Annotated in this window: 13 protein-coding genes; 3 read left to right on the top strand and 10 right to left on the bottom strand. The window is 69.1% G+C overall.

Going from position 1 to position 26,367, the window contains the following annotated elements; all coding sequences use genetic code 11:
• Positions 1 to 20: 20 nt before the first annotated feature.
• From ACFWU5_RS25120 to ACFWU5_RS25080, 9 genes are all read right to left on the bottom strand, one after another.
• Entirely contained in the window at positions 21 to 821 is an 801-nt protein-coding gene (locus ACFWU5_RS25120) for an ABC transporter permease (protein WP_379243325.1), read from the bottom strand.
• A gap of 86 nt (positions 822 to 907) precedes the next feature.
• On the bottom strand, positions 908 to 1,897 hold the full coding sequence (locus ACFWU5_RS25115; protein ID WP_379243105.1) for an ATP-binding cassette domain-containing protein: 990 nt from the start codon (positions 1,895 to 1,897) through the stop codon (positions 908 to 910).
• The gene (locus ACFWU5_RS25110) at positions 1,894 to 15,555 is read right to left on the bottom strand and encodes an amino acid adenylation domain-containing protein (protein ID WP_379243107.1); all 13,662 of its coding nucleotides are present in this window, start codon (positions 15,553 to 15,555) and stop codon (positions 1,894 to 1,896) included. Before ACFWU5_RS25110 ends, ACFWU5_RS25115 begins: the two co-directional genes overlap by 4 nt.
• Before the next feature lie 202 nt (positions 15,556 to 15,757).
• Positions 15,758 to 17,314: an apolipoprotein N-acyltransferase gene (gene lnt, locus ACFWU5_RS25105; RefSeq protein WP_379243327.1), complete on the bottom strand. Its 1,557-nt coding sequence runs from the start codon at positions 17,312 to 17,314 to the stop codon at positions 15,758 to 15,760.
• 107 nt (positions 17,315 to 17,421) lie between these two features.
• Positions 17,422 to 19,005 (bottom strand): amidohydrolase, encoded by a 1,584-nt coding sequence (locus ACFWU5_RS25100; RefSeq protein WP_379243109.1) that lies wholly within the window; start codon positions 19,003 to 19,005, stop codon positions 17,422 to 17,424.
• Between the two features lie 30 nt (positions 19,006 to 19,035).
• Complete coding sequence (locus tag ACFWU5_RS25095) at positions 19,036 to 19,239, bottom strand: hypothetical protein (RefSeq protein WP_379243111.1); 204 nt, start codon at positions 19,237 to 19,239, stop codon at positions 19,036 to 19,038.
• A gap of 44 nt (positions 19,240 to 19,283) precedes the next feature.
• The gene (locus ACFWU5_RS25090; RefSeq protein WP_379243113.1) at positions 19,284 to 19,775 is read right to left on the bottom strand and encodes an FxsA family protein; all 492 of its coding nucleotides are present in this window, start codon (positions 19,773 to 19,775) and stop codon (positions 19,284 to 19,286) included.
• A gap of 72 nt (positions 19,776 to 19,847) precedes the next feature.
• A complete protein-coding gene (locus ACFWU5_RS25085; protein ID WP_379243115.1) occupies positions 19,848 to 20,507 on the bottom strand; it encodes a response regulator in 660 nt (219 codons plus the stop codon).
• A gap of 58 nt (positions 20,508 to 20,565) precedes the next feature.
• Positions 20,566 to 21,741: a sensor histidine kinase gene (locus ACFWU5_RS25080; protein WP_379243117.1), complete on the bottom strand. Its 1,176-nt coding sequence runs from the start codon at positions 21,739 to 21,741 to the stop codon at positions 20,566 to 20,568.
• 56 nt (positions 21,742 to 21,797) lie between these two features.
• Here ACFWU5_RS25080 and ACFWU5_RS25075 point away from each other — a divergent pair, with 56 nt between their 5' ends.
• Positions 21,798 to 22,565, top strand: coding sequence for a TSUP family transporter (locus ACFWU5_RS25075; RefSeq protein WP_379269202.1), 768 nt, complete (start codon positions 21,798 to 21,800; stop codon positions 22,563 to 22,565).
• Here the strand turns inward: ACFWU5_RS25075 and ACFWU5_RS25070 are convergent.
• Positions 22,562 to 23,206, bottom strand: a complete 645-nt coding sequence (locus ACFWU5_RS25070; protein WP_379269200.1) for a TetR/AcrR family transcriptional regulator — start codon at positions 23,204 to 23,206, stop codon at positions 22,562 to 22,564. The two genes, ACFWU5_RS25075 and ACFWU5_RS25070, sit on opposite strands and share 4 nt — an antisense overlap.
• 176 nt (positions 23,207 to 23,382) lie before the next feature.
• On the opposite strand from ACFWU5_RS25070, the gene ACFWU5_RS25065 reads away from it, so the two are divergent.
• Together ACFWU5_RS25065 and ACFWU5_RS25060 are read left to right on the top strand one after the other, a co-directional pair.
• A complete protein-coding gene (locus ACFWU5_RS25065; RefSeq protein WP_379269198.1) occupies positions 23,383 to 24,912 on the top strand; it encodes a TldD/PmbA family protein in 1,530 nt (509 codons plus the stop codon).
• 8 nt (positions 24,913 to 24,920) lie between these two features.
• Entirely contained in the window at positions 24,921 to 26,300 is a 1,380-nt protein-coding gene (locus ACFWU5_RS25060; protein ID WP_379269207.1) for a metallopeptidase TldD-related protein, read from the top strand.
• Positions 26,301 to 26,367 lie beyond the last annotated feature (67 nt).

Raw genomic sequence — 26,367 nt, 5'->3', positions numbered from 1 at the left:
GCCTTCGACGTTTCAGGGGTTCAGTGACTGGCGACCTTGCGGTATTGCAGCAGGGCCGCCGGCATGGCGATGGCGAGGATGACCAGTGAGCAGATGATCGCGTAGAGGATGCAGTTCTCCGCGGCCCATCCGGTCGCGGGGACGAACGCCGGTGGTGAGTCGTTTTCGAACAGCTTGCGGCCTGCGGCGGAGACCGCGGTGATGGGGTTCCATTCGGCGATCGCGCGCAGCGGGCCGGGCAGGGTTTCGGCGGAGATGAACGCCGAGGAGATGAACGTGAGCGGGAACAGCCAGATCAGGCCCGCGCTCTGCGCCACTTCCACGGTCGGTGAGACCAGGCCGGTGAGCGCGCCGACCCAGGACATCGCGAACGCGAACAGCAGGATGATCGAGAACGCGATCATCGCGTCGCCGAAGCTGCCGTGGATGCGCCAGCCCACGATGTACCCGCACACCGACATCACGCCCAGGCTCACGATGTTGACCACCAGGTCCGACAGCGTGCGGCCCATCAGCACCGCCAGCCGCGACATCGGCAGCGTCCGCATCCGGTCGATGATGCCCTTCTGCAGGTCACCCGCCAGTCCGACGGTGGTGAAGGCGGCGTTGAACGCCACGGTCTGGGTGAAGATGCCTGCCAGCAGGAATTCCCGGTACTGGTCGCCGCCCAGTGACGCGCCGAAGATGTAGGCGAACAGGAACACGAACATCAGCGGCTGGATCGTGGCGGTGACCAGCAGTGTGGGCACGCGCAGGATGGTGAGCAGGTTGCGGTAGGCCACGATCGCGCTGTCGCGCACGAACCGGGCCCGCGGTTCCATCTCCTGCGGCGCGGTCGGCCTCGGGGTGGCGGGCTGGATCGGCAGGTCGCGGGTTTCGTACTCGTCCACCGTGACATCGGGCGCGCTCACGACAAGATCTCCTCTTGCACAACATCGGTTTCGGACTCGGGGATGGGTTCGGCGGGGGTGCCGGTCAGGGACAGGAACACGTCGTCCAGGGTCGGGCGCACCACGTTCGCATCCAGCACGCAGATTCCGGCGTCGTCGAGGCGGCGCAACGCTTCGACCATCGTGCGGGAACCGTTGCCGACCACCACCGACACTTCGTCGCTGCCGGGTTCGTGGATCGGTTCGCCCACGCCCACCTGGTGCAGCACCGACATCGCGGGCCATGGGCTCTGGCCGGCGGCCAGGGTGACGGTGAGCCGGTCGCCGCCGATGGAGGTCTTGAGTTCGTCGGCGGACCCGCGCGCGATCACCGTGCCCTTGTCGATGACGGTGATCCGGTCCGCGAGCAGGTCGGCTTCCTCGAGGTACTGGGTGGTCAGCAGCACGGTGGTGCCGTCGTCGACCAGGTCGCCGATCACCTGCCACATGTCCAGGCGCCCGCGCGGGTCCAGGCCCGTGGTCGGTTCGTCCAGGACCACCACGGGCGGGCGCGCCACCAGCGCACCGGCCAGGTCCAGGCGTCGCGCCATGCCGCCGGAGTAGGTGCCCGCGCGTCGGCCTGCCGCGTGGTCGAGGCCGAACGCGGTGAGCAGTTCCTCCGCGCGTGCCACGGATTGTTTGCGGCCCATGCCGTACAGGCGGGCCACCATGCGCAGGTTCTCGTAACCGGTCAGGTTCGCGTCGACCGCGGCGTACTGGCCGGACAACCCGATCCGGGTGCGCGCGGCTGCCGGGTCGGCGAGCACGTCGATGCCCGCGACCCGCACCGAACCGGCGTCGGGTCGCAACAGCGTGGTGACGATGCGCACGGTGGTGGTCTTGCCCGCGCCGTTGGGTCCCAGCAGGCCCAGGACGGTGCCCGCCGGGATCTCCAGGTCGATCTCTTTCAGCACGCGTACCTTGCCGTAACTCTTGGCCAGGCCACGTACTTCTACCGCAAGACTCACGGACGCATCTCCTTCTGGCCGCTGCCGCACACGGTGATCTCCGGGACGGCGTCGAGGTGGCGATGCAGCACGGGGCCGATCGCCGCCAACGATTCCGGTGAGGTCATGCCCGAGTGCCTGCAGGGCAGGTCGTGGTTGTGGATGTTGCCGGTGACGAACGGCTGCCAGGCCTCGGCGCACCGGCCGGGGTCGGCGGCGTTGATCTCGTCCGCCGCGGCGGTGAAGAACAGCAGATCGCCGTCGAAAGTGCGCGGCCGGAACCGGTTGGCCATGACGGTGCCGTCGGCGTAACCGGTGTAGAGGCGTTGCAGGTGATCGACCGAGAGCGCGGCGAACGGGCCCGGCTGTGCCCGTAGCAGGTCCGCCGCTTCGTGCAGGTCCAGGTCGGCGGGCAGCGGTGCCCCGTCGACCAGGTCCGCGCCGAATTCGCCGAGGATGTCGGCCACGGTCGGCATCGAGGTGTCCAGCCACCGGTCGCCGAGCTGGTAGCTGTCCATCATGGCCAGCAGTTCGACATCTTCGCCCGCGTCTTGCAGCTGCACGGCGATCTCCTGCGCGATCAGCCCGCCCAGCGACCAGCCAAGCAGGTGGTAGGGGCCGTGCGGCTGGATCGACTTGATCTGGGCGACATAGTGTCCCGCGGCTTCGGGGATCGAGGTGAAGCCGTCGTCGCCGGACACGTGCGGGGCCTGCAGGCCGTAGACCGGACGTTGCGGTGCCAGGTGCGCGAGCAGTCCCGCGTAGCACCAGGCCAGGCCGATGGCGGGGTGCACGCAGAACAGCGGGGTGTCGTGCGGGCTGGTGGACGGGCGCAGCGCCAGCACCGGGCCGGTGGCGGCCTCGATCACCGCGTCCGGGTCCAGATCGTCCAGCTTGGCGGCGATCCCCGCGGGGGTGGCGTCGCCGAACATCATCTGCACCGGCATCTCGTAGCCCTGCTCACGCAGTGCGGCAACGACTTTGGTGGCCAGCAGCGAGTTGCCGCCCAGTTCGAAGAACCCGTCGTCCACGCCGACGCGCGGTACCCCGAGGACCTCGGTGAACACCGCGCACAGCGCCACCTCTGCGGGGGTCACCGGCGCCCGGTAACCACCCGACGCGGTGAACACCGGCTCGGGCAGCCGCGACCGGTCCAGCTTGCCCACCGGGCTCAGTGGCACCTCGTCCAGCATCATGATCGCTTGCGGGACCATGTAATTGGGCACGTGCGCGGCGACGTGTTCGAGCAGTTCGGGCACGCTGGGCGCGGTGCCGTTGCGTGCCTTCACATACGACACCAGTGCGGTGACGCCGGCCCCGGTGGTGTGGCCGATGGTGAGCGCGAGCTCGACGTCGGCGTGGCGGGCGAACGCGACGTCGATCTCGCCGAGTTCGATGCGGAAACCACGGACCTTGACCTGGTGGTCGGTGCGGCCCACGTATTCCACGTCCAGCGCCGACTTAGTGCCGTCCCGCCAGCGCACCAGGTCGCCGGTGCGGTACATCCGCGCACCGGGTGCCCCGTAGGGGTCGGCGACGAACCGCTGGGCGGTCAGACCCGGCCGGTTCAGGTAGCCGCGCGCCAAAGCCTCACCGGCCAACTGCAATTCGCCGGTGACACCGATCGGGGTGGGGTGCAGCCGTCGGTCGAGCACGGTGGCCGCGACGCCACGGATGGGGCCACCGATGGTGATCGGGCCCTGCGGGCTCATCGGTTGCGGCATCAGCGTGACGATGGTGGTCTCGGTGGGGCCGTAGACGTTGTAGAAGTTGCGGCCCGGTGCCCAGCGCGCCATCAGTTCCGGCGGCAGTGCTTCGCCGCCGGTGAGCACGTGCGCCAGCGAGTGCACGCCGGTGGGGTCGACGGTGCCCAGTGCGGCGGTGGTGATGAACGCGTGGGTGATCCGCTCCCGGATGAACACCTGCCGCAGTTCCTCACCGCCGACCACTCCGGCCGGGGAGATCACCAGGGTGGCCGCACCACCGAGGGCGAACAGCAGGTCGAGCATGGCGGCGTCGAAGCTGGGCGTGGCGAAGTGCAGCACCCGGCTGCCGGGCCGCACGTCGAAACGGTCGGCGGTCTCGGCGGCGAAGTTGGACAGGCCGCCGTGGGTGACGACCACGCCCTTGGGGGTGCCGGTGGAGCCGGAGGTGTAGATCACGTAGGCCGGATTGTGCAGGCGCAGTGGGTGAGTGCGCTGGGCGTCGGTGATGGGCGAGTCGTCGGTGCCCAGGACGGTGGCCCTGGTCTGCGGGTCGTCCAGGGTGAGCCAGCGGGTGTCGCCGGGCAGTCGATCGCGGTGCTCGAGCAGTGTAAGCCCCAGTGCCGCACCGGAATCGGTGAGCATGTGACTGATCCGCTGTGGTGGGTAGTTCGGGTCGACGGGCACGAACGCCGCGCCTGCCTTGGCCACGGCCAGCATGGTCGCCACCGATTCCACCGAACGCGGAATGCCGAGGGCTACCAGGGTTTCCGGGCCGACGCCCTGGCTGATCAGGACCCGCGCGAGGCGGTTGGTCCACCGGTCCAGCGCGTCGTAGGTGACCACGGTGTCACCCGCGCACAGTGCGACACCGTCGCGGGAGCGCGCGACCGCGGCACCGAAAACCCCGGCCAGGGTCAGCGGGGCGTCGGGGCGGGCGCCGTGCACCGGTGCGAGAGCGGTCCATTCGACGGCGTCCAGCAGTGCCAGGTCGCCGACCGCGGTGTGCGGGTCGGCGGCCACGGCGGTGAGCAGGCGAACCAGGCGGTCCCCCAGTCGGCGGGCGGTGACCTCGTCGAACAGGTCGGCGGCGTAGTTCACCGACAGGTCGATGCCGTCGCCGATCCGGTCGGCGGTCTGGGTTTCGGTGAAGGTGAACTGCAGGTCGAACTTGGCGATGCCGGCGTCGGCGTCGACGGCTTCGATCCGCAGGCCGGGCAGTTCGAGCATCCGCACGGGGGTGTTGCGCACCGACAGCATCACCTGGAACAGCGGGTGATGTGCCTGCGAGCGGGCCGGATTCACCACTTCGACCAGCCGTTCGAAAGGCAGGTCGGCGTTGGCGAAGGCGTCGAGGTCACCGTCGCGGACGGTGCGCAGCAGGTCGATGAACGCCCGGTCCTGCGCGACCTCGGTGCGCAACACCAGGGTGTTGACGAACATGCCGATCATCGCGTCCAGCGCCGGATGGCCGCGGCCCGCGCTGGCGGTGCCCACGGTGATGTCCTCGTCGCCGGTGACCCGGTGCAGCAGGACCGCAAGGGCCGCGTGCAGCACCATGAACATGCTGACGTTGTTGTCGGTGGCGATGCCGCGCAACGCCCGGTGCGTGGCGGCGTCGACCGCGCAGTCGACGGTGCCGCCCCGGTAGGAGGGCACCGGCGGGCGTGGCCGGTCGGCGGGCACGGTGAGCAGTTCGGGCAGCCCGTCCAGCACGCCGGTCCAGTGCTCGAGTTGTTTGCTGATCAGCGAGTCCGGGTCGTCTTCGGTGCCCAGAAGTTCCTGCTGCCACAGGGTGTAGTCGGCGTACTGGATCGCCGGGATCTGTTCGCCGAACGGTTCCCCGGTCTGGATCCCCCGGTACGCGGCGGCGACTTCGCCGGCGAGGGGTTCCAGGGACCACCCGTCCATCGCGATGTGGTGCACGACCAGCACCAGCACGTGTTCGGTCGAACTGGCTACGGCGTATTTGGCCTTCGCCGGGACGGACTTCCCGGTGTGGTCGACGGTGATCAGCGCCGCGCGCATCGGCACCGAGACCGACAGGTCGAAGCCCGGGGTGACGAAGCGGGTGACGGCGGTTTCGACTTCATGGGGGGTGGCCGTGGCGTGGAACAGGGTGACCGCGGCGATCTCCGGGTCCAGGACCAACTGTTCGGGCTCGCCGCCGGTTTCGGGGAACACCGTGCGCAGCGTCTCGTGCCGTCGTTGCACCGTGTGCAAAGCGGCAACGAGTGCATCGAGGTCGATGAGACCGTGCAGGCGCAGCACGACCGGGATGTTGTAGGCGCCCGCGGACTGGTTGTCGCCGCCCGCGTTGAACCGGTTGAGGAACCACAGTCGGCGCTGTGCCGCGGACAGTGGGATCCGTTCCGGGCGCACCTGCGGGACCAGGTCGGGTCGGTGTTCGTCGCCGGACGGCCCGGTTTCGATGAGTGCGGCGAGTTCGGCGACGGTGGGCGTCGCGAACACCGTGCGCACCTCGAGACGCACATTGCTGGCCGCGGCCAACCGGGCGACCAACTGAGTGGCCAGCAGCGAGTTGCCGCCGATGTCGAAGAAGCTGTCGGTGGCGCTGACCTCGGTCGCACCGACCAGGTCCTCGAACACCTTGGCCACCAACCGTTCGGCGCCGGTGCGTGGTGCCCGGCCCGCGGTGGCGGTGAATTCCGGTTCCGGCAGTGCGGTGCGGTCGAGTTTGCCCACGGGTGTCAGCGGTACCCGGTCGATCAGGTTCAGTGACGCGGGCACCATGTGCCCGGCCAGCCGGACCTTCGCGAGCTCGGCCACCGCGGCCAGTTCGGCGGGGTCGGTGCCTTCGTTGAGCTGCACCCACGCCACGATCCGGTCGTCGCCGGAGATCCGTCGAACCTCGGTGTGGGCGAAGCGAACCTGTGGGTGTGCGCCGAGTACGGCGCTGATCTCGCCGAGTTCGATCCGGAAGCCGCGCACCTTGACCTGGTGGTCGCTGCGGCCCAGGTAATCGATCTCGCCGTTGGCGGTCCAGCGCACCACGTCACCGGTGCGGTACATGCGGCTGCCTGCCGGACCGCACGGGTCGGCGATGAATCGTCCGGCGGTCAGGCCGAATCGTTCGTGGTAGCCCTGCGCGATACCGGCACCGCCGATGTACAGCTCGCCGGGCACGCCGGTGACCACCGGTCGCAGGCGTTCGTCGAGCACCAGCGCACGGGAGCCGCGCACGGGCGTGCCGATGGTGACCGGCACGCCGACGTGCAGTTCCGACATCGCGGCGATGACGGTGAACTCGGTGGGCCCGTAGGCGTTGATGAACCGACGCCCCGGGGCCCAGCTTTCGACCAGATCCGGCGGCACCGCCTCACCGCCGGCCATCAGTCCGCGCAGTCTGGGCAGCGGCCAGCGGGTGGCGTCGATGGAGGCCAGCACCGCGGGGGTGAGGAAGGTGTGGGTGATCTGTTCGCGTTCCAGCAGTGCGCCCAGTTCGTCGCCGCCGTAGATGTCGATCGGCCCGATCACCATTTCGGCGCCGGAATAGACCGCGAGCAGCATGTCCAGCACCGAGACGTCGAAGCTGGGGGTGGAGAAGAAGAATGTCCGGGAGAACCGGTCCAGGCCCATGCGTTCGTGCAGGTCGAGGGCGAGGCTGGCCAGACCGCCGTGGGTGACGGTCACGCCCTTGGGCAGTCCGGTGGAGCCGGAGGTGTAGATCTGGTAGGCCAGATCGGCGTTGCGCACGGGGCGGATCCGCTGGGAATCGGTGATCGGATCGCCGTCGTAGCCTGCCAGTTCGGCGTTGAGATCGTCGCCGTCCATCAGCAACCACTGGGTGTCGAGGGTGCCCGCGGCTTCGCGCAGTGCGTCGGCGTCGGTGCTCGCGGTGAGCACCGCGCGGGCACCGGAGTCGGTGAGCATGTGCCGCACCCGGTCGGCCGGGTAGCGCGGGTCGACGGGCACGAAGGCCGCGCCGCTGGCCGCGACACCGAAGATCGCCAGTGCGCAGTCCAGCGAACGGGTCAGGCCGACGGCCACCCGGTCCCCGGTGCCGATGCCGCGCGCGATCAGCGCACGGCCCAGGCGATGCGCCCGGTCGGCGACTTCGGCGTAATCGAGCTCGCCCACCTCGCCCGCGACGCTGCCGCCGGCGAACCAGCGCAGCGCGGGCCGGTGCGGGTACTTGGTGGCGGCACCGTCGAGGATGTCGGCCAGGATGATCGGGGTGACCGCGGCGGGTCCCTGGGCGGGGACGCGGTCACGCTGTTCGGGCACGGTCAGCGGGTCCAGATCGCACACCCGTTGCCGTGGGTCGGCGGTGACCTGGGTGAGGATCTGCACGAACCGGTCGGCGAGGGTGTCGATGGTGGCGGCGTCGAAAAGTTCGGTGGCGTAGACGAATTCGAAGCGGAGACCGGTGTCGGATGCGGGCGCGATCCGCAGTTCCAGGTCGAATTTGGCCAGGGCGATGTCGAGTTCTTCCGCGGCCAGGCGCAGGCCGGGCAGTTCCAGTTCGGGTGTGGGGTTGTCCTGCATGCTCAGCGCGACCTGGAACAGCGGGTGCCGGTTGCTGGCCCTGCTTTCCCGTCCCAGCGCGTCCACGACCCGTTCGAACGGCACGTCGGAGTGCGCGAGCGCCGCGAGTTCGGCGTCGCGGTCGGCGTGCAGCAGGTCGGTGAAGCTGCGGCCGGGGTCGACGTCGGAGCGCAGGACCAGGGTGTTGACGAACATGCCGACCAGGTCGTCGAGCTGGATGTCGGTGCGACCGGCCACGGGGGTGCCGATGGGGATGTCGCGGCCGCCGGTGACGCTGCGCAACAGCACCGACAGTGCCGAGCGCACGACCATGAACAGGCTGACACCGGTGGCGCCGGCCAGCTCGTCCAGCGCGGCCTGCAGCGGTGCGGAGACCTGGCAGGTCACCGTGCCCGCCGCCCCGGTGGGTTCGGCCGGGCGCGGCCGGTCGAAGGGCAGCGGCAGTTCGTCGGGCAGTTCGGCCAGGGTTTCCCGCCAGAACGCCAACTGTGTCGCGGAGACGCTGTCCGGGTCGTCGTCGGCGCCCAACACCGCGCGCTGCCACAGGCTGAAGTCCGCGTACTGCACGGGCAGTGGTGCCGGACCCGATGCGGTGCCGGTCGTGCGGGACACGTAGGCCAGTGCCAGGTCGCGCGTGAGCGGGCCCAGTGACCAGCCGTCGGCGGCGATGTGGTGCACGACCACGCCGAGCAGATGTTCGTCGGATGCGGTGCGCAGCAACGACACTCGCAACGGGGTCTGTTGGGTGAGGTCGAATCCCTGGCGGGCCAGCGAAGTCAACTCGGCGCGGGCCTGCTCGGGTGCGGTGTCGGTGACCTCGATGGTCGGCATCGCCTGTGCCAGCGGCAGGATCACCTGCTGGGCGCCGGACAGGTCTTCGGGGAAGACGGTGCGCAGTACCTCGTGGCGTTCCACCAGGTCGGTGACCGCGCCCCGCAACGCATGCACGTCCAGATCTCCGCCGATTCGCAAGACGAACGCGATGTTGTAGGCACTGGATTCGGGGGACAATCGGTTCAGGAACCACAGCCGTTGCTGCGGCAACGACAGTGGTATGCGTCCCGGGCGCGGGGTGTGTACCGCCAGCGCCACCCGCTGCGTCCGGGGCGCTTCCGTGATCAGCCCGGCGATCCCGGCCACGGTCGGCGCCTCGAAGATCTGCCGCACGGGCAGGTCCACTTCGAAGTCGGCGTGCAGGGCGGCGGCCAGGCGGGTGGCCAGCAGTGAGTTGCCGCCGATGTCGAAGAAGCTGTCCTCCGCGCCGGGCACGGGGCGTCCCAGGATCTCGGTGAACACCGCGGCGACGCGCATCTCGAGGTGGGTGCGTGGTGCGCGTGAGCCCCCGGTGGCCGCGAATTCCGGTGCGGGCAGCGCCTTTCGGTCCAGCTTGCCCGCCGGGGTGACCGGCATGGTGTCCAGGACCGCGAGTGCGGCGGGCACCATGTAGCCGGGCAGTGCGCCGCGCGCGGTGTCGAGTACGGCGGCGGCGTCGATCGGGCCGTGCGCGGTGACGTAGGACGCCAGCCGCTGCTGCCCCTGCTCGTCGACGTGGACCACGGTCAGCGCCGACCGCACGCCCGGATGTTCGCGCAGCACATGGTCGATTTCGCGCAGTTCGATCCGGAAGCCACGGATCTTGATCTGATCATCGGCGCGACCGAGGAACCGCAACCGGCCGGTCATGTCGGCGACCACGAGATCGCCTGTGCGATACATCCTTTCACCGACACGCCCGTGCGGATTGGCCACGAATCGTTGCGCGGTGAGCTCCGGCTTGCCGAGGTATCCGCGGGCCAGGCCAGGCCCCGACACGCACAGCTCACCCGGGGTCCCCGGCGGCACCGGGTTCAACCGGCCGTCGAGCACGAACAGCCGCATGCCGCGCACGGGCGCGCCCAGCGGCACCGGCTCCCCCGCCACCATGGGCGCGCTCGCGGTGACCGCGACCGTGGCCTCGGACGGGCCGTACATGTTGTGCATCCGGTACTTGGTGGCCCAGGCGTCGACGAGTTCGTCCGAGCAGGCCTCACCACCGACGATGACGGTGTTGAGCGCGGGGAAATCCCCGGCGGGCACGGTCGCCAGCGCCGCCGGGGTGATGAAGGCGTGCGTGATGCGTTCCGAGCGCAGGAAACTCGCCAGTTCCGCACCGCCGTACAGATCGGCCGGGGCGACCACGATGGTGGCGCCCGCGGCGAAGCCGAGCAGCAACTCGAGCACCGAGGCGTCGAAGCTGGGCGAGGAGAAATGCATGGTGCGCGCGTGGTCGGTGACCTTGAACAGCTGGGTCTGCTCGGTGGCCAGCGAGGCGATGCCGGCGTGGGTGACCACCACGGCCTTCGGGGTGCCGGTCGAGCCGGAGGTGTAGATCAAATACGCGGGCTGACCGGCACGCATCGGATGGCGGCGATCGGCGTCGGACAGCGGAGCGCCCGAGCGGACCGCGCAATCGGCCTCGAAGTCGGCCGTGCCGAACACCATCCACTCCGGTGCTTTCCGGTGCTTTCCCGTGGTGGTGGGCAGTGCGGCGAGGTGTTCGGGCAGGGTCAGGCCCAGTGCGGCACCGGAGTCGCCGATCATGTGCGCGATGCGGTCGGCCGGGTAGGCCGGGTCCACGGGCACGTACGCGGCACCGGATTTTGCGACGGCCCAGATGGCCACGATCGACTCGAGACCACGCGGCAACGCGACCGCGACCACCGATTCGGGTCCGGCGCCGTGCGCGATCAGGCTGCGCGCCAACCGGTTCGAGCGTTCGTCGAGTTCCCGGTAGGTGGTGTCGAGGCCGAGGTACCGCACCGCCACCGAGTCGGGCAGGCGCTGCGCGGTCTGTCCGAGCAGCCGGGCCAGCGTGCCCGCCGGTTCGGCAGGAGCGCCCGCCACGGGCACCAGTCGCGCGATCTCGCGGCGTTCGAGCACGTCGAGGTCGCCGATCGGTGTGGTGGGGGTGGCGACGGCGGCGGCCAGCAGAGCGGCGAACCGCCGGGCGATGGCTTCCACAGTGGCGCGATCGAAAACGTCGGTGGCGAAACCGAATTCGGCGTGCAATGGTCCGTCGTCGTGGTTGTCGCGGACCTCGAGCTGCAGGTCGAACTTGGCCACGCCCAGCTCGATCGGTACGAGTTCGGCTGTCACACCGGGCAATTCGACGCGCAGTTCGGGGGTGCGGTCGTAGGACAGCATCACCTGGAACAGCGGGTGCCGGGCGGTGGAGCGGTCGGGGTTGACCAGTTCGACGAGGCGCTCGAAGGGCACGTCGGGGTTGGCGAAGGCGTCGAGGTCGGTTTCGCGGACCAGGTCGAGCATGCGATCGAACCCGGCACTCAGATCGACTTCGGTGCGCAGCACCAGGGTGTTGACGAACATGCCGACCAGCTCGTCCAGGGCCGGATCGGAGCGTCCCGCGATCGGCGTGCCGATGGTGACGTCGGTGCTCGCGCACACCCGGGCCAGCAGGGTGGCCAGCACCGCGTGCAACACCATGAACATGCTGACCCCGCGACCGGTCGCCAGTTCTGCTGCGGCACGGCGGGTTTCGGCGTCGATGGTGAAGGCGACGGTGTCGCCGCCGGTGGCGCGGTGCAGCGGGCGTGGGCGGTCGAAGGGCAGGTCGAGTTGGTCGGGCAGCCCGGCCAGTGCGCCACGCCAGTGCACGAGTTGCGCCGCGATGGGCGCTTCGGGGTCGGTTTCCTCGCCCAGCAGTTCGCGCTGCCACATCGCGAAGTCGGCGTACTGCACCGGCAGCGCCGTCCACTGCGGTGCGGTACCGCTCGCGCGCGCCGACACCGCGACCATCAGGTCCCGCGCCAGCGGGGCGACCGACCAGCCGTCGCCGCTGATGTGATGCAGCACCACCAGCAGCAGGTGGTCGTCGCCGCCGACCCGGTACAGCGCGACCCGCAGCGGAGTCTCGGTCCGCAGATCGAATCCGCGGCCCGCCACTTCGGCGGCCAATGCGGTGATGTCGGCGGCGTCCACGTCGATGGGCTCGAGTTCGGGTTCCACGCCCGCGGCCGGATGGATGAGCTGGTACGGACCTTCCGGGCCTTCGGGGAAGCTGGTGCGCAGGCTCTCGTGGCGGTCCAGCACGTCGCGCAGTCCTGCACGCAGCGCGTCGAGATCGAGGGTTCCGGTCAGTCGCAAGGCCAGGGGCATGTTGTAGGCGGCGGCGTGTTCGGCGAACCGGTTGAGAATCCACAGCCGCTGTTGGGCCAGCGACAGCGGCACCCGTTCGGGCCGGTGCACGGGAACCAGTCTGGGCGTGGAGGTTTCGGACCGGTGGGTGCTGATGTACGCGGCCAGCGACGCGATGGTCGACGCTTCGAACATCTCGCGGATGCTGACGTTCGCGTCGAGGGTGGTGTTGATCCGGGCCACGGCCCGCGCGGCGACCAGCGAGTTGCCGCCGAGGTCGAAGAAGCTGTCCTGCACCCCGATCGCGGTGCCGTCCAGGGCGAGTACCTCGGTGAATATCTCGGCCAGGGCGCATTCCAGTTCGGTTTGCGGCGCGTCGGCACCGGTGGTGAGCCGCACACCCGCCTCCGGTGCGGGCAGCGCTTTGCGGTCGACCTTGCCGTTGGCGCTCAACGGCAGTTCGTCGAGCACGACCAGCGCCGAGGGCACCATGTACGACGGCAGACCACGGCGCAGCACCGCCAACAGCGCGGTCGGGTCGGGTGCTTGCGCGCCGGGCGCGGCGACCACGTAGGCGACCAGTTCATCGTCACCGGTGCGGGCGGCGCGGGCCACACACACCGCGCGAGCGATGTCGTCCTGCGCCAACAGTGCCGCTTCGATCTCGCCGAGTTCGATGCGCAACCCGCGGATCTTGACCTGGAAGTCGGTGCGCCCCAGGTATTCCAGGATGCCGCCGTCGACCTGCCAGCGGGCCAGGTCACCGGTGCGGTACATGCGCTGGCCGGGGGTGAACGGGTTGGCCACGAACCGGTCGGCGCTCAGATCCGGGCGGCCCAGGTAGCCGCGGGCCAGCTGCACGCCGGCCAGATACAGCTCACCCACGACACCGGGCGGCACCGGGCGCAGTTGCGGGTCGAGCACGTAGGTCTGGGTGTTCCAGACCGGCGAACCGATCGGCACGGTGGTGGCGTCGGCCGGGCACGGCCAGTAGGTGACGTCGACCGCGGCCTCGGTGGGCCCGTAGAGGTTGTGCAGCTGCGGCCCACCGTCGGGACCGTGCAGTGCCGCATGGAAATCGGTGACGGTGGCGCCGGGCAGCGCCTCACCACTGCAGAACACCCGCCGCAGCCCCGCCCCGCCGCGCACGCGCGGGTCGGTGACGAACAGCGACAGCATCGACGGCACGAAATGTGCTGTGGTGATGGACTTTTCGGTGATGATCCGCGCCAGGTACGCCGGGTCGCGATGTCCTTCGGGGGCGGCGACGACCAGCCGGGCACCGACCTGCAAGGGCCAGAAGAACTCCCATACCGACACGTCGAAGGTGGCGGGGGTCTTCTGCAGGACCGCGTCGGTGAAATCGAGGGGGTATTCGGCCTGCATCCACCGCAACCGGTTCACGATGGCGGCGTGCGTGACACCGACACCCTTGGGTTTACCGGTGGAACCGGAGGTGAAGATGACGTAGGCCAGGTGATCGGCGCGCAGCGGCGCGCGCCGTTGGGCATCGGTGATCGGCGCGACATCGTGCGCGCTGACATCGAGGGTGTCCACGTCGAGCCGCTCGGTACCCTCGGGCAGCCGGACCCCGTCGCGCGCGGCGGTGAGCACACACACCGGAAGTGCCTGCGTCACAACAGCTTCGATGCGGTCGACCGGATGCTCGGGGTCCAACGGCAGATACGCGGCACCGGTGGCGAGCACCGCGTAGATCCCGACCACCAGATCGATACTGCGGTGCAGGCACACGCCGACCGTGGTCTCGGGCCCCGCGCCACGGGCGATGAGTTCGCGCGCCAACTGGTTCACCTGGTCACCGAGTTCGGTGTAACCCAGTGTGCGGTCACCGAATTCGAGACCGATGGTGTGCGGGCTGCGGCGCACCTGGTCTTCGAACAGCGACACCAGTGTCGCGGCGGGGACCGGCATCGCGGTGGCGTTCCACTCGCGCAGCACCCTGGCGTGTTCGGCGGTGGTGATCGCGGTGAGCGTGTTGGCCGGCGTGGTCGGTTCGGCGGCCAGGAAGCGGGCCAGGAAGTCGAGGTAGCGGCCGTGGTGGGCGGCGTTCTCGGTCTCGCCGTAGAGCTTCGGGTTGGCTTCGAAGTCGAGTTGGATGCGGCCGCCGTCGCCGTTGTAGATGTTGATCGACAGGTCTTCGACGGGTCCGGTGGCCAGCACGTGCACCTGACCTGCGATGTCGTCGAACTTCAACTCGTCGTGGAACAGCATGATGTTGACCATCGGCCCGAAGAACCCGCGCGCGTCGCGGGAGTACCCGCAGTCGCGGCGGATGTCGTCGGAGCGGTACCGCTGGTGGCGCAGGGCGCCGGTGATCTGCAGTTCGGTCTGGCGCACGACGTCGGCGACGGTGGTGTGCTCGTCGAACCGCACGCGCAGCGGCACCACATTGGACACCACGCCCGCCGAACGGCGCAGCGCCACGGTGGTGCGGGCCGAAACAGGAAGGCTCAGCACGACATCCGGGTCGCCGGTGACCGAACGGACGTAGGCGGCGAGCGCGGCGACGATGAGCGCGGAGTTGGCCGAACCGTGGGTGGCGATCGCCTCGGTGAGCAGGGTGTCCAGGTCGGTGTCCAGGACCGCGGTGGCGCGGTGCCTGCCCGCGTCGTGGGTGTCGCCCGCGGCGGTGACCGACGACAGCGTCATCGGCTCGCCCACACCGGCCAGCTGTTCCATCCAGTACTGCTGATCGGCACGGAATCGGCTGGACTCGCGGTAGCGGGATTCATCGGCGTACAGGTCAACCAGGGCGGCCGCGCGCGAGGCCGTCGGTTCGCGCTGTTCGCCGGTGGCGGTGTAGATCTCGGCGGTGCGCGACAGGGCGTTCATGGCGCCGTAGCCGTCGATGACGATGTGGTGCCCGCGCTGGTACCAGAACCACTCCTGGTCCCCCACGCGGATGACCACGTTGATGGTGAGCGGCTCGTGCTCCATGTCGCTGGGGGTGCTGGCGTGGGTGTTCATCCAGGTCAGCGCGGCGGCGCGCGGGTCGGCTTCGTCGCGCAGGTCCATCCGGGCCCAGCCGGGCCGCCAGGTGGGGTCCACGCGCTGGTGCGGCACGCCGTCGATCTCGAGCAGACGGACATGTCCCACTTGGGATTCCGCGCCGTAGCGCTCGTTCGCGTACAGCAACCGGCCGACGTCGAGGTCACCGTGCAGTTCCACGTAATGAGCGATGGTGAGCGGAATATCGGGCCGAATCCGTTGCGCGTACCACAGTGCTGTCTGACCGGGCGAGAGGGCGAACGGTTGGCCCGGATCCTCGTCGGTGACGCATGAGCTGACGTGGTCGGTGGCCAAAGAACTCATCAAGCACTCCGTTTCTGCCTTGTGTCACATCTCCCCGAGCAGCGCCCGGGCACACGACGGCCCAGGGCGTGGCTTATCCACGCCCATGATTCGGAGTACTACGGCGGCCGGATGGCTACCGATCTGATTTATTTTTATATCAGTGGATTACACCCCTGCAGCAGCAACTTCGTGCCGCTTCCCCCGGGTTGAAACAAACCGCTTATTCAGAATTGTCCGAACTCCGCACGGCCTGAGTCGGATTCGCGCGGCGGCGTCGAAGAAACAGCAGTCCGACGCCGATCGCGGTCAGGATAACGGACGCCAGTTCGGGCCATGCGCCGATTCGGGTGGCGATTGTGGTCGTGTCGCGCAACGGTAGCTGTGCCACCAGTGCGGCGGGTACGACCTGCTCGGTGTGCTGGCTGAGCACGCCGTCGGCGGTGATGATGCCACTCACGCCGGTGGTAGCTGCGACCACCAGCGCGCGCCCGTGTTCGACCGCGCGCACCCGCGACATGGCCAGCTGCTGGTAGGTCATCTCGCTGCGGCCGAAGGTGGCGTTGTTGGTGGGCACCGTGAGCAATTGCGCGCCCGCGTCGAGGGATTCCCGAAATGCCCGATCGAACGCGACCTCGTAACAGGTCGCCACGCCGATCGGCACCCCGGCCGCGGTGACCGTTCCGTCACCGTTTCCGGGCACGAAATAGCCTGCGCGGTCGGCATAGGAGGAGAACAAACGGAAGAAACTACGCATCGGCAGGTATTCACCGAAGGGTTGGATGATTTTCTTGTCGTGGCGGTCGCCGGGGCCCGCGGCGCCGTTCCACACCATCACCGAGTTGGTGGTGGTGCGGTCGCCGTTGACCAGGACGGCGCCGACCAGGATCGGGGCGCCGATGCGCACGGACGCTTCGGTGATCTCCGCAGCGGCGTCGGCGTTGCGCAGGGGGTCGATGTCGGAGGAGTTCTCGGGCCAGATGACGATGTCGGGCTGTGCGGCCTGGCCGCGCGACACGGCGTCGGCCAGCTCCTCGGTGCGTCGGACGTGATTGTCCAGCACGGCGCGGCGTTGAGCGTTGAAGTCCAGGCCCAGGCGCGGCACGCTGCCCTGGATGGCGGCGACGGTGACCGTTCGGATGCCCGCGTCGGGGGCCGGCAGGGTCGGTCGCAGGGCCAGTCCGGCCAGCGGCATGATAGCCATTGTCACTGCGGCCGTGGCGATTCCGGTGCGCAGGGTGCGGGGTGTGGGGGTTTTCGCGTAGGCGATCAGGTGTAGCGCCAGTGCGGCGAGACCGGTGCCGGTCAAGGCGACCGCGAAGCCGATCAGCGGTGCGCCACCGTAGGCGGCCAGTGGCAGGTACCAGCCGTCGGCCTGTCCGAAAGCGACTCGGCCCCAAGGGAATCCACCGAACGGAAAACTCGACCTGACCCATTCACTGGTTGTCCAGGCCAGCGCGAGCCATACCGGCCACCCCGGCAGCGCGCTCAACCCTCGCGCGAGCAGACCCCACAGCCCGAAGTACACCGCGCACACTGTCGACAACGCCAACCACGGGACGGGGCCCACATAGATCCCGGTCCACGGCAGCAGCGGCACGAAAAACGCCAGCCCGCCCAGCATTCCGTACCCGAACCCCGCGCGCAGCTTGCCCGGTCCGCGCACGGCCAGGGTGAGGAGCGCGATGGCCACCGGTGCGAGGAACCACAGCGGGCGCGGCGGGAAACTGCCGAACAGCAGCAACCCACCCACGACAGCGGCGAGCATTCGCGCGACCATGTGGTGCGTCCTCCTGGGACTCGCCTCGTCGGGTGCGGAGTCGGGGCGGTTTTCCGTGGCGGGGTCGATCATGGTGTGGCGCTCCGTGATTCGTTGCTGACGGCGGGTCAGGCGGTGTAGATGGTGGTGCCGTTGTGCACGGTGCGCAGGCAGGTCGGGAGGGTGGCGTCGGGGTCAAGGCGTGGTAGGCCGGGGACGCGGGAGCGGGGGTCGGTGGACCAGCGTTGGACGGTGTCGGCGGCTGCGGCTACCACCAGGTCGCCGGCGTCCCAGACCGCGTAGGAGGCGGGGGCGCCGGGGACCAGCGTGCCTGCCAGGCCGTCGCGGACGCCGCCCGCTCGCCAGGCGCCGCGGGTGGCGGCGGCGAAGGCGGCGCGGGGGGAAAGGCCGTGGCCGGGGGTGCGGTGGTGCACCGCCGCGCGGACCTGTGCCCAGGGGTTCATGGCGGTGACGGGTGCGTCGGAGCCGATGGCCAGGGAGATGCCCGCTGCCGCCATCGCCGAGAACGGGTTGAGGCCGGAGGCGCGTTCGGCGCCGAGGCGTGTGGCGTACATGCCGTCGGGTCCGCCCCAGGCCGCGTCGAAGCCCGGTTGCACGGACAGGATCACCCCGAGCGCGGCGAGTTGTTCGATCGCGGCGGCGTCGGTCATCTCCGCGTGTTCGACGCGATGGCCGCGTGACGCGATCGCCGGTCCGCCGAGTTCGCTTGCGACACGGGCGAATCCGGCCACCACGGTGTCCATGGCGGCGTCGCCGATGGCGTGGAATCCCGCTTGGATGCCCGCTTCGGTGCAGGCGCGAATGTGCGCGGTGACCGTGTCCTCGTCGAGGAAGCTCTTGCCGCAGCCGGCCGCGTCGGCGTAGGGCTGGCGCAGCAGCGCGGTGTGCGAGCCGAGCGAGCCGTCGATGAACAGGTCGCCGCCCAGGGCGTGTACGCCGAGTTCGTCGATCAGCGCGCGCGCTTCGTCGGCGGTGCGCACGGCCTGGCCCCAGTAGGCGCGCACCTGCACGCCGTGCTCGAAGGCGAGCAGTTCGCGGATGTCGTCGCGGCTGGAGATCTCGGGTCCAGCGCATTCGTGCACGGCGACGATGCCGTGCGCGGCTGCCGCGTCCAGGGCTGCGGTGCGCGCCGAATCACGCTGTGCGCGAGTAAGTTTCGATAATGCGACTGCGCGCACCCGGTGGTGGGCGTCGGCGCGCAGCAGTTGGCCTCGCTGATCGCCGAGGTCGCCCGCCGCGTCCAGCAGCGCCGAGGAGGCCACGGCCGAGTGCGCGTCGACCCGGGCGAGGTAGACGAGCCTGCCCCCGGCGGCCTCGTCGAGTTCGGCCACGGTGGGCGGGCGCTGTTCGGGCCAGGTGGTGTCGTCCCATCCTTCGCCGATGATCACCCCGTCGGGCTGTCGCGCGGCGTGCGCGCGCACCGTGTCCAGCAGTTCGGTCAGCGATCGCGCGCCGCTGACGTCGAGCCCGGTCAGCTGTAGTCCCAGCGCGGTGACGTGCACGTGCGGGTCGACGAACGCGGGTGCCACGAACGCACCGTTCAGGTCGATGATCTCCGCGTCGGGGTGCATCGCCCGGCCGGGCGCTTCGGCGCCGAGGAACACCACGGTGCCGTCGGTCACCGCCATCGCGGTGGCGTCCGGGGAGCTGGAACTGTAGAAACGGCCACCGATCAGCAACTGGGTACTCACGGTGCCCCAGTCTGCCGTATCGGCGAAATGTCAGGTCGGCAGGGACAGTGCCGCGCGCATCTCGGCGTCGCCGAATTCGGCGATACAGTGCCCGCCCGCCTCCACGGCGATCAGCTCCAGCCGCCATGCGGCGATGGTGAATTCCGACATCGACTGTCCGGCCGCTGCGCTCGCTCTCCGCACCGCGTCGGCCAGTTCCTCGCTCACCGTGACGGTGATCTGCTCGGTGGCCATGCCGGTACTCTAAACCCTTTCGCGCGGTGCGCGGGCATGTCGGCTCAGGCGGGGCCGAGTGCGCGGGGTCCGCCGGTGTGACCGTCGTCGTACCACTGCCCGACCACGGTTCCGTCGACCACGTCACCGTCGGCGTCCACGACCATCCCCCGATACGGCGAGGGCGCGAACGACGGCAGCGGACCGAAGCGTTTTGTACCCAGCTTCTCGAGGACAGGCCGCAGCACCGCTCGGGTCGGCGGGAACAACGCGAGCAGCCCGATCACGCCGGTAACCAGGCCGGGCACGAACAGCAGCACCGATCCGGTGGCCACGATCACCCCGTCGGCGACCGCGCTCTCGGGCGTCACCTCGCCGCGGGAGGCGCGCCGGAATCGGTCGAACACACGCGCGCCCTGACGTCCGAGCAGCACCAACCCCACGCCCGACACCGCCACGAGCACGACCAGTGCCCAGCCGATGCCGATCAGCTGGGCGAGACCGATCAGGGCGGCGATCTCGACGACGAGGTACAACACGAACAGCAGGGCGGTCATTACGATCCTTTCGGACGATCTATCAGGTCAACGCACGAGCGCCCGGTTTTTCTCCCGGTCCCGGCCATGACCTCAACCACCGGGCCGCACCAACCCGGTTTCGTAGGCCAGCACCACCGCCTGTACCCGGTCGCGCAGTCCGAGTTTGGTCAGCACCCGGCCGACGTGGGTTTTCACCGTGGCCTCGGACAGGAACAGCGCGGCGGCGATCTCGGCATTGGACCGACCCACCGCGATCTGCTCGAGCACTTCGCGTTCGCGCGCGGTGAGCACGTCGAGGATTTTCGGGTCGCGCAGGCTGGTGGGGTCCTCGGCGACCAGCCGGTCCAGCAGCCGCTTGGTGACCTTGGGTGAGACCACCGCGTCACCGGCCGCGACGCTGCGAATCGCCGAGATCAAGTCCTCGGGCGGGGTGTCCTTGAGCAGGAACCCGCTGGCACCGGCACGCAACGCGCCCAGAGCGTGTTCGTCCAGGTCGAAGGTCGTCATCACCAGCACGCGCACGCCCTGCCCCGCGGCCACGATCCGCGCGGTCGCGGTCACCCCGTCCACGACCGGCATCCGCACGTCCATGAGCACCACGTCGGGTCGCAGTTCGCTGGCGCGCCGCACGGCTTCGTCGCCGTTGCCCGCTTCGCCGATCACGTCGATGTCGGGGTGCGCGCCCAGCACCATCTTCAGGCCCATCCGCATGAGTTCCTGATCATCCACCACGAGCACGCTGATCGGCATTGCCCCACCTTAGTGGGCCCGGACGTCGACGTTTCGCCGTCTTTTGGCGAAAGACGGCTCAGTCCGAATCGGTGTGCAGCGGCAGGTCGGCCCGCACTTGCCAGCGACCGTCGTCGAGCCTGCCCGCACGCCACGTGCCACCCAGTACCGCGACCCGTTCGCGCATCCCCACCAGGCCCATCCCGGTGCCGGGGATCTCCGAACCGGCTGTCACCTGCGCGGGCACGCCACCGCTGTCGGTCACTTCGACGAGAATGTCCTGCTCACGCCGGTGCACCCGAACCACCGCCTTCGGTTCGGCGCCCGCGTGCCGCAGGGTGTTGGTCAGCGATTCCTGCACGATGCGATGCACGCCGAGACTGACTTCCGGGGCGATGTCGTCGAGTTCCCCGGTGAGCTCGAGGTCCACGGCCAGGCCGGCTTCGCGCATCATCTGGGCCAGTTTGGCGATGCCGGCGCTGCCGTGTTGGGGCAACATTTCGGGTGCGTGCTCGGTGCGCAGCAGTGCCACGGTGCGGCGCAATTCACGCAGGGCGTCGCGTCCGGTGCCCGCGATGGCGGCCAGGGCACGTTCGGCGGTGTCGGGGTCTTGGCGCAGGGCATATTTGGCGCCGTCTGCTTGCACGATGATCACGCTCACCGCGTGCGCGACGACATCGTGGAGTTCGCGAGCGATGCGGGTGCGTTCGGCGGCGACCGCGTCGTGCGCGCGCCGTTCCCTGTCGTAGTCCGCGACCGCCAGACGCGCCGCGACCTCCGAGTCGTAGGCGTGCCGGGCCCCGTTGAACTCGGCCAGCGTCCAGCACAGCGCGTAGATCAGCGCAGCCATCGCCAGATCTCCGCCCTTGGGCTCATTGAGCAGCACCACCGATGTGGCCAGGTCGAGCACGAGGAAAGCCAGGTAGATCAGCCCCTGACGCCGCCCGACGTAGGCGACCAGCGTGTAGAGCATCACCCCCAGCCCGATCAGCGCGATGTGGTCGGCGGCCTGATCGTCGGTGAGATAGCCGATCAGGGTGTTGAGAAACGACAACACCAACATCGCCGCCGCGACCGCGCGCGGATACACCCGTCGCAGGATCAGCGGCAACGGCAGAATCACCGAGAAGATCAGGTAGACGACCTTGTTGCGTTCGTCGCCCACCCCGAGGGCATCGAGGAACAGCAGCAATCCCGCGAGAATCGAATCGGCGACGATGGGTCGACCACGTAGCCACAGGCTGAACCGGCGCACCGGCCCAGCGTAGGCCCCGGCTGGCTTTCCGGCCGTGATCTTGATTGCCTGGACGCGTGCAACTGGGAGACTGGACGGTCCTACTGATAGCCGCGGCGGCCGCGGGCTGGGTCGACGCGGTGGTCGGCGGCGGCGGACTGATCATCTTGCCGACGCTGTTTCTGGTCATGCCCGGCATCGCCCCGCAGACCGCGTTGGGCACCAACAAACTGGCCGCGTTGGCGGGCACGGCGACCGCGGTGGCGACCTTCGCGCGCAAGGTGCCGATGCAGTGGAAGGTGCTGCTGCCGGGTGCGGTGATCGCGGCGATCACGGCGGCGTGCGGTGCGGCGGCGGTGTCGCTGATCGACCGCGACCTGTTCATTCCGCTGGTGATGGTGGTGCTGGTCGGCGTCGCGGTGTTCGTGACCCTGCGGCCGTCGGTCGGCTTGACGATGGCCACGCATCCGCCGACCCGGCGCAAGGTGATCTGGGTGGTGGGCCTGGCCGCGGGTCTGATCGGCCTCTACGACGGACTGCTCGGGCCGGGCACCGGCACCTTCTTGATCATCACGTTCGCGACCCTGCTGGGCACCGAATTCGTGCGGGCGGCGGCGATGGCGAAGGTGATCAACTGCGGGTCGAATGTGGGTGCGCTGCTGTTCCTCGGCTCGACCGGGCACATCCTGTGGGGTCTGGGTGCCGGCATGGCGGTGGCGAATGTGCTTGGTGCCCTTGTCGGTTCGCGCATGGCGCTGGCCAAGGGGGCGGGGTTCGTTCGGGTGGTGTTGCTGGTTGTCGTGGTGGTGATGGTGATCCGGCTCGGATGGCAGCAGTTCGGCTAGTTCACCGGTGACGCGGCGGCGGCCAGCCACGGTTGCAGCACGCGCGAGGTGGTTTCGTGGATCTTGCGGTGCAGGCGTTCACCGTCTTCGATGCCGTGCTGTGGTTGCTGGAACAGCACGGTCAGCGCGCCCGACACCGCACCCACCACGGCCCCGACCAGGGCGGCGGCACCGATCTCGTCGAGCTCGTTCGGGAACGCGAGGTGCAGCTGGTGGGCGATTTCGCGCTGGGCGAGCAGCTGCGCGTGCGCGGCACGACCACTGACCGCCGGGACGGTCCGCGACACCCGTGCGCGCAGTGCCGCTACCCGCGAACCCACATCGTCGACGAGGTGTTCACCGGGTTCGTCGCCTGCGGCCCGCAACGCCCGCAACAACACCTCCACCGGTGCTTCACCGGGTCGACGCGTGGCGATCGCGGCCACGGCGGCGCGCACGCGTTCGTCGGTTTCGGGGAACAGCAGTTCTTCTTTGCTGGCGAAGTAGTTGAAGAAGGTGCGGGTGCCGACCTCGGCCTGCGCCGCGATGTCGGCCACGGTCGTTTCCTCGTACCCGTTGGCCTCGAACAATTCGACGGCGGCCAGCAGGATCGCACGACGGGTTCGTTCCCTTTTTCGATCGCGCAGGGCAGATGGCGGCACGGCGGGCACCCTACGGCATTTTCGGGTGCTGCCGCGGGAGGACCGGGGTCCGCGCGTCACGGTAATGGCTGCCGGAGCCGGGTTTTCGCGCGTGACGACCCGAAATGCGCGCAGGCAGTGGGTGTGCGGACCGAGGTGGCGCACATGTGTCAGTGGCACCGGCTAGCGTGGGTCCGGTGAGTACCACGACTTCCCGAGATGTGGACCCCGAGTTCCTGAGCCTGGGGCTGGGCGCGCTGGCCGAAGCCGCGCTGTCGGCCGCGCGTGCCGCCGGTGCCGAGCACGCGGATCTGCGCGTGCAACGGTTGGTGACGCAGTCGATTCGGTTACGTGACGGTCGGGTCGAGGCGGTGACCGACGCGACCGAGCTGGGTCTGGCGGTGCGGGTGATCGTCGACGGCACCTGGGGTTTCGCCTCCCATGCCGCGCTCACGCCCGAGACCGCGGCGGAGGTGGCGCGTCGTGCGGTGACGGTGGCGCGTGCGCTGCGTTCGTTGAATCGGGAGCGGGTGGAGCTGGCCGACGAGCCGATCTATTCCGATGTTTCGTGGGTGTCGGCCTACGACCTGGATCCGTTCACGGTGTCCACGGCCGACAAAGTGGCGTTGCTGCAGGACTATTCGGAGCGACTGTCCTCCGCCGATGGTGTCGACCATGTGACCGCGTCGGTGTTGCAGGTGAAGGAGCAGTCCTTCTACGCCGACACCGCCGGTTCGTCGATCACCCAGCAGCGGGTGCGTCTGCATCCCCAGTTGGAGGCCGTCACCGTCGATTCCGCGTCGGGGGTGTTCGAGACGATGCGCACGCTCGCCGCGCCCGCGGGCCGGGGCTGGGAGTATGTGACCGGCGCGGACGGAACGTGGGACTGGACGGGCGAACTCGCGCAGATTCCCGGCTGGTTGGCCGAAAAGGTGAAGGCGCCCAGTGTGGTCGCGGGGCCGACCGATCTGGTGATCGATCCGACGAATCTGTGGTTGACCATCCATGAATCCATCGGTCACGCCACCGAGTACGACCGTGCGATCGGGTACGAATCCGCTTATGCGGGAACCTCGTTCGCGACTCCCGATCAGCTGGGCACATTGCAATACGGCACCCCGATCATGCATGTCACCGGTGACCGCACTCAGGTCAACGGCCTGAGCACCGTCGGGTACGACGACGAGGGTGTGGCGGGCCAGCAGTGGGATCTGGTGCGCGACGGCGTGCTGGTCGGCTACCAGCTGGACCGCGTGTTCGCCCCGCGGTTGGGGCTGGACCGGTCCAACGGCTGCTCGTATGCCGATTCGCCACACCATGTTCCGATCCAGCGGATGGCGAATGTGTCGTTGCAGCCCGATCCGTCGAATGACACCAGCACCGCGGAGCTCATTTCCCGGGTCGAGGACGGCATCTACATCGTCGGCGACAAATCGTGGTCGATCGATATGCAGCGCTACAACTTCCAGTTCACCGGCCAACGGTTCTTCCGCATCCGCAACGGTGAACTGGCCGGACAGTTGCGTGATGTGGCGTACCAGGCCACGACCACCGATTTCTGGGGGTCGATGGAAGCCGTCGGCGGGCCGAGCACCTGGCAGTTGGGTGGCGCGTTCAACTGCGGTAAGGCCCAACCGGGTCAGGTGGCGGCGGTGAGTCACGGTTGCCCGTCGGTGCTGGTGCGCGGGGTCAATATTCTCAATACCCGGACGGAGGGTGGCCAGTGAGCGAAGGTCTGTTCCCGGCGGGCGCGGTGGTGCAGCGTGCGTTGGCGGCGTCGAAAGCCGACGAGGCGATCGTGATCGTCACCGACGCGCACGAGGCGTCACTGCGGTGGGCCGGCAATTCGATGACCACCAACGGTTCGTCGATTTCGCGGGATTGGGCGGTGATCTCGGTGTTCCGGGACGGGCCGCACTCCGCGCGCGTGGGATCGATCAGTTCCACCAGCGTCGATCCCGCCGACATCGAGGCCGTGGTGCGGGCCAGCGAGGACGCCGCGCGCACCGCCGCACCCGCTACCGACGCGATGCCGTTGCTCGAACCCACCGACGACGACACCGCGACCTGGGATCACGAGCCCGGTGCCACCGAGATCGACGTGTTCGCCGAGTTGGCGCGCGACCTGTCGACCGGTTTCGACGGCACCGACCGCCTGTACGGTTTCGCCCACCACCAGGTGCACACCACATGGCTGGGCACCTCGACCGGGGTTCGTAGACGGTTCTCGCAGCCGACCGGTTCGGTGGAGATCAACGGCAAGCGCGGCGAGGGCAAGGATCTGGCGAGCGCGTGGGTGGGCGTGGGCACCGCCGACTTCACCGACGTCGACACCCCCGGTTTGCTCGCCGAACTGTCCCGACGCCTGGATTGGTCCAAGCGCCGCATCGACCTGCCCGCGGGCCGCTACGAAACCCTGTTACCCCCTTCGGCTGTCGCCGATCTGATGATCTACCTGGCGTGGAGCATGGAGGGTCGCGGCGCGCACGAAGGCCACACCGCGTTCTCCCGCGCCGGCGGCACCCGAATCGGCGAGCGGCTGGGCGACATTCCGCTGACCCTGTACTCCGATCCGAGCGCGAGCGGCCTCGAATACCGGCCCTTCGTGGCGACACCGTCGTCGTCGGAATCCCTGTCGGTGTTCGACAACGGCCTGTCCGCGCAACGTGTGGACTGGATCGGCAACGGCGTCATCGAATCGCTGGTCTACCCGCGTGCCACTGCCGCCGAATTCTCCGCTCCGACAACACTTCCCGCCGAGAACCTGCTGCTCACCGGCGGCAGTGACGCCTCACTGGACGACATGATCGCCCGCACCGAACGCGGCCTGCTGCTGACCTGCCTGTGGTACATCCGCGAAGTCGACCCGGCCACGCTGCTGCTGACGGGCTTGACTCGCGACGGCGTCTACTTGGTCGAAGACGGCCAGGTCACCGGCGCGGTCAACAACTTCCGCTTCAACGAGAGTCCTCTCGACCTGCTGCGGCGAGTCTCGGAAGCCGGTGCCACCGAGATCACCCTCCCCCGCGAATGGAAGGACTATTTCACTCGCACCGCCATGCCACCGTTACGCATCCCCGACTTTCACATGTCGTCGGTGAGCCAGGCGACCTAGCGGGTCCAGGGGTCGTGCGACCCGACCGGGTTGTCGGCGGGGTGCATGACAGCATGGCTTGGTGACT

This window comes from Nocardia sp. NPDC058640 (assembly GCF_042716995.1).
GTDB lineage: Bacteria > Actinomycetota > Actinomycetes > Mycobacteriales > Mycobacteriaceae > Nocardia.
Note: the sequence above shows the minus strand (reverse complement) of the source record. Positions and strands in the feature narration are given on the sequence as shown.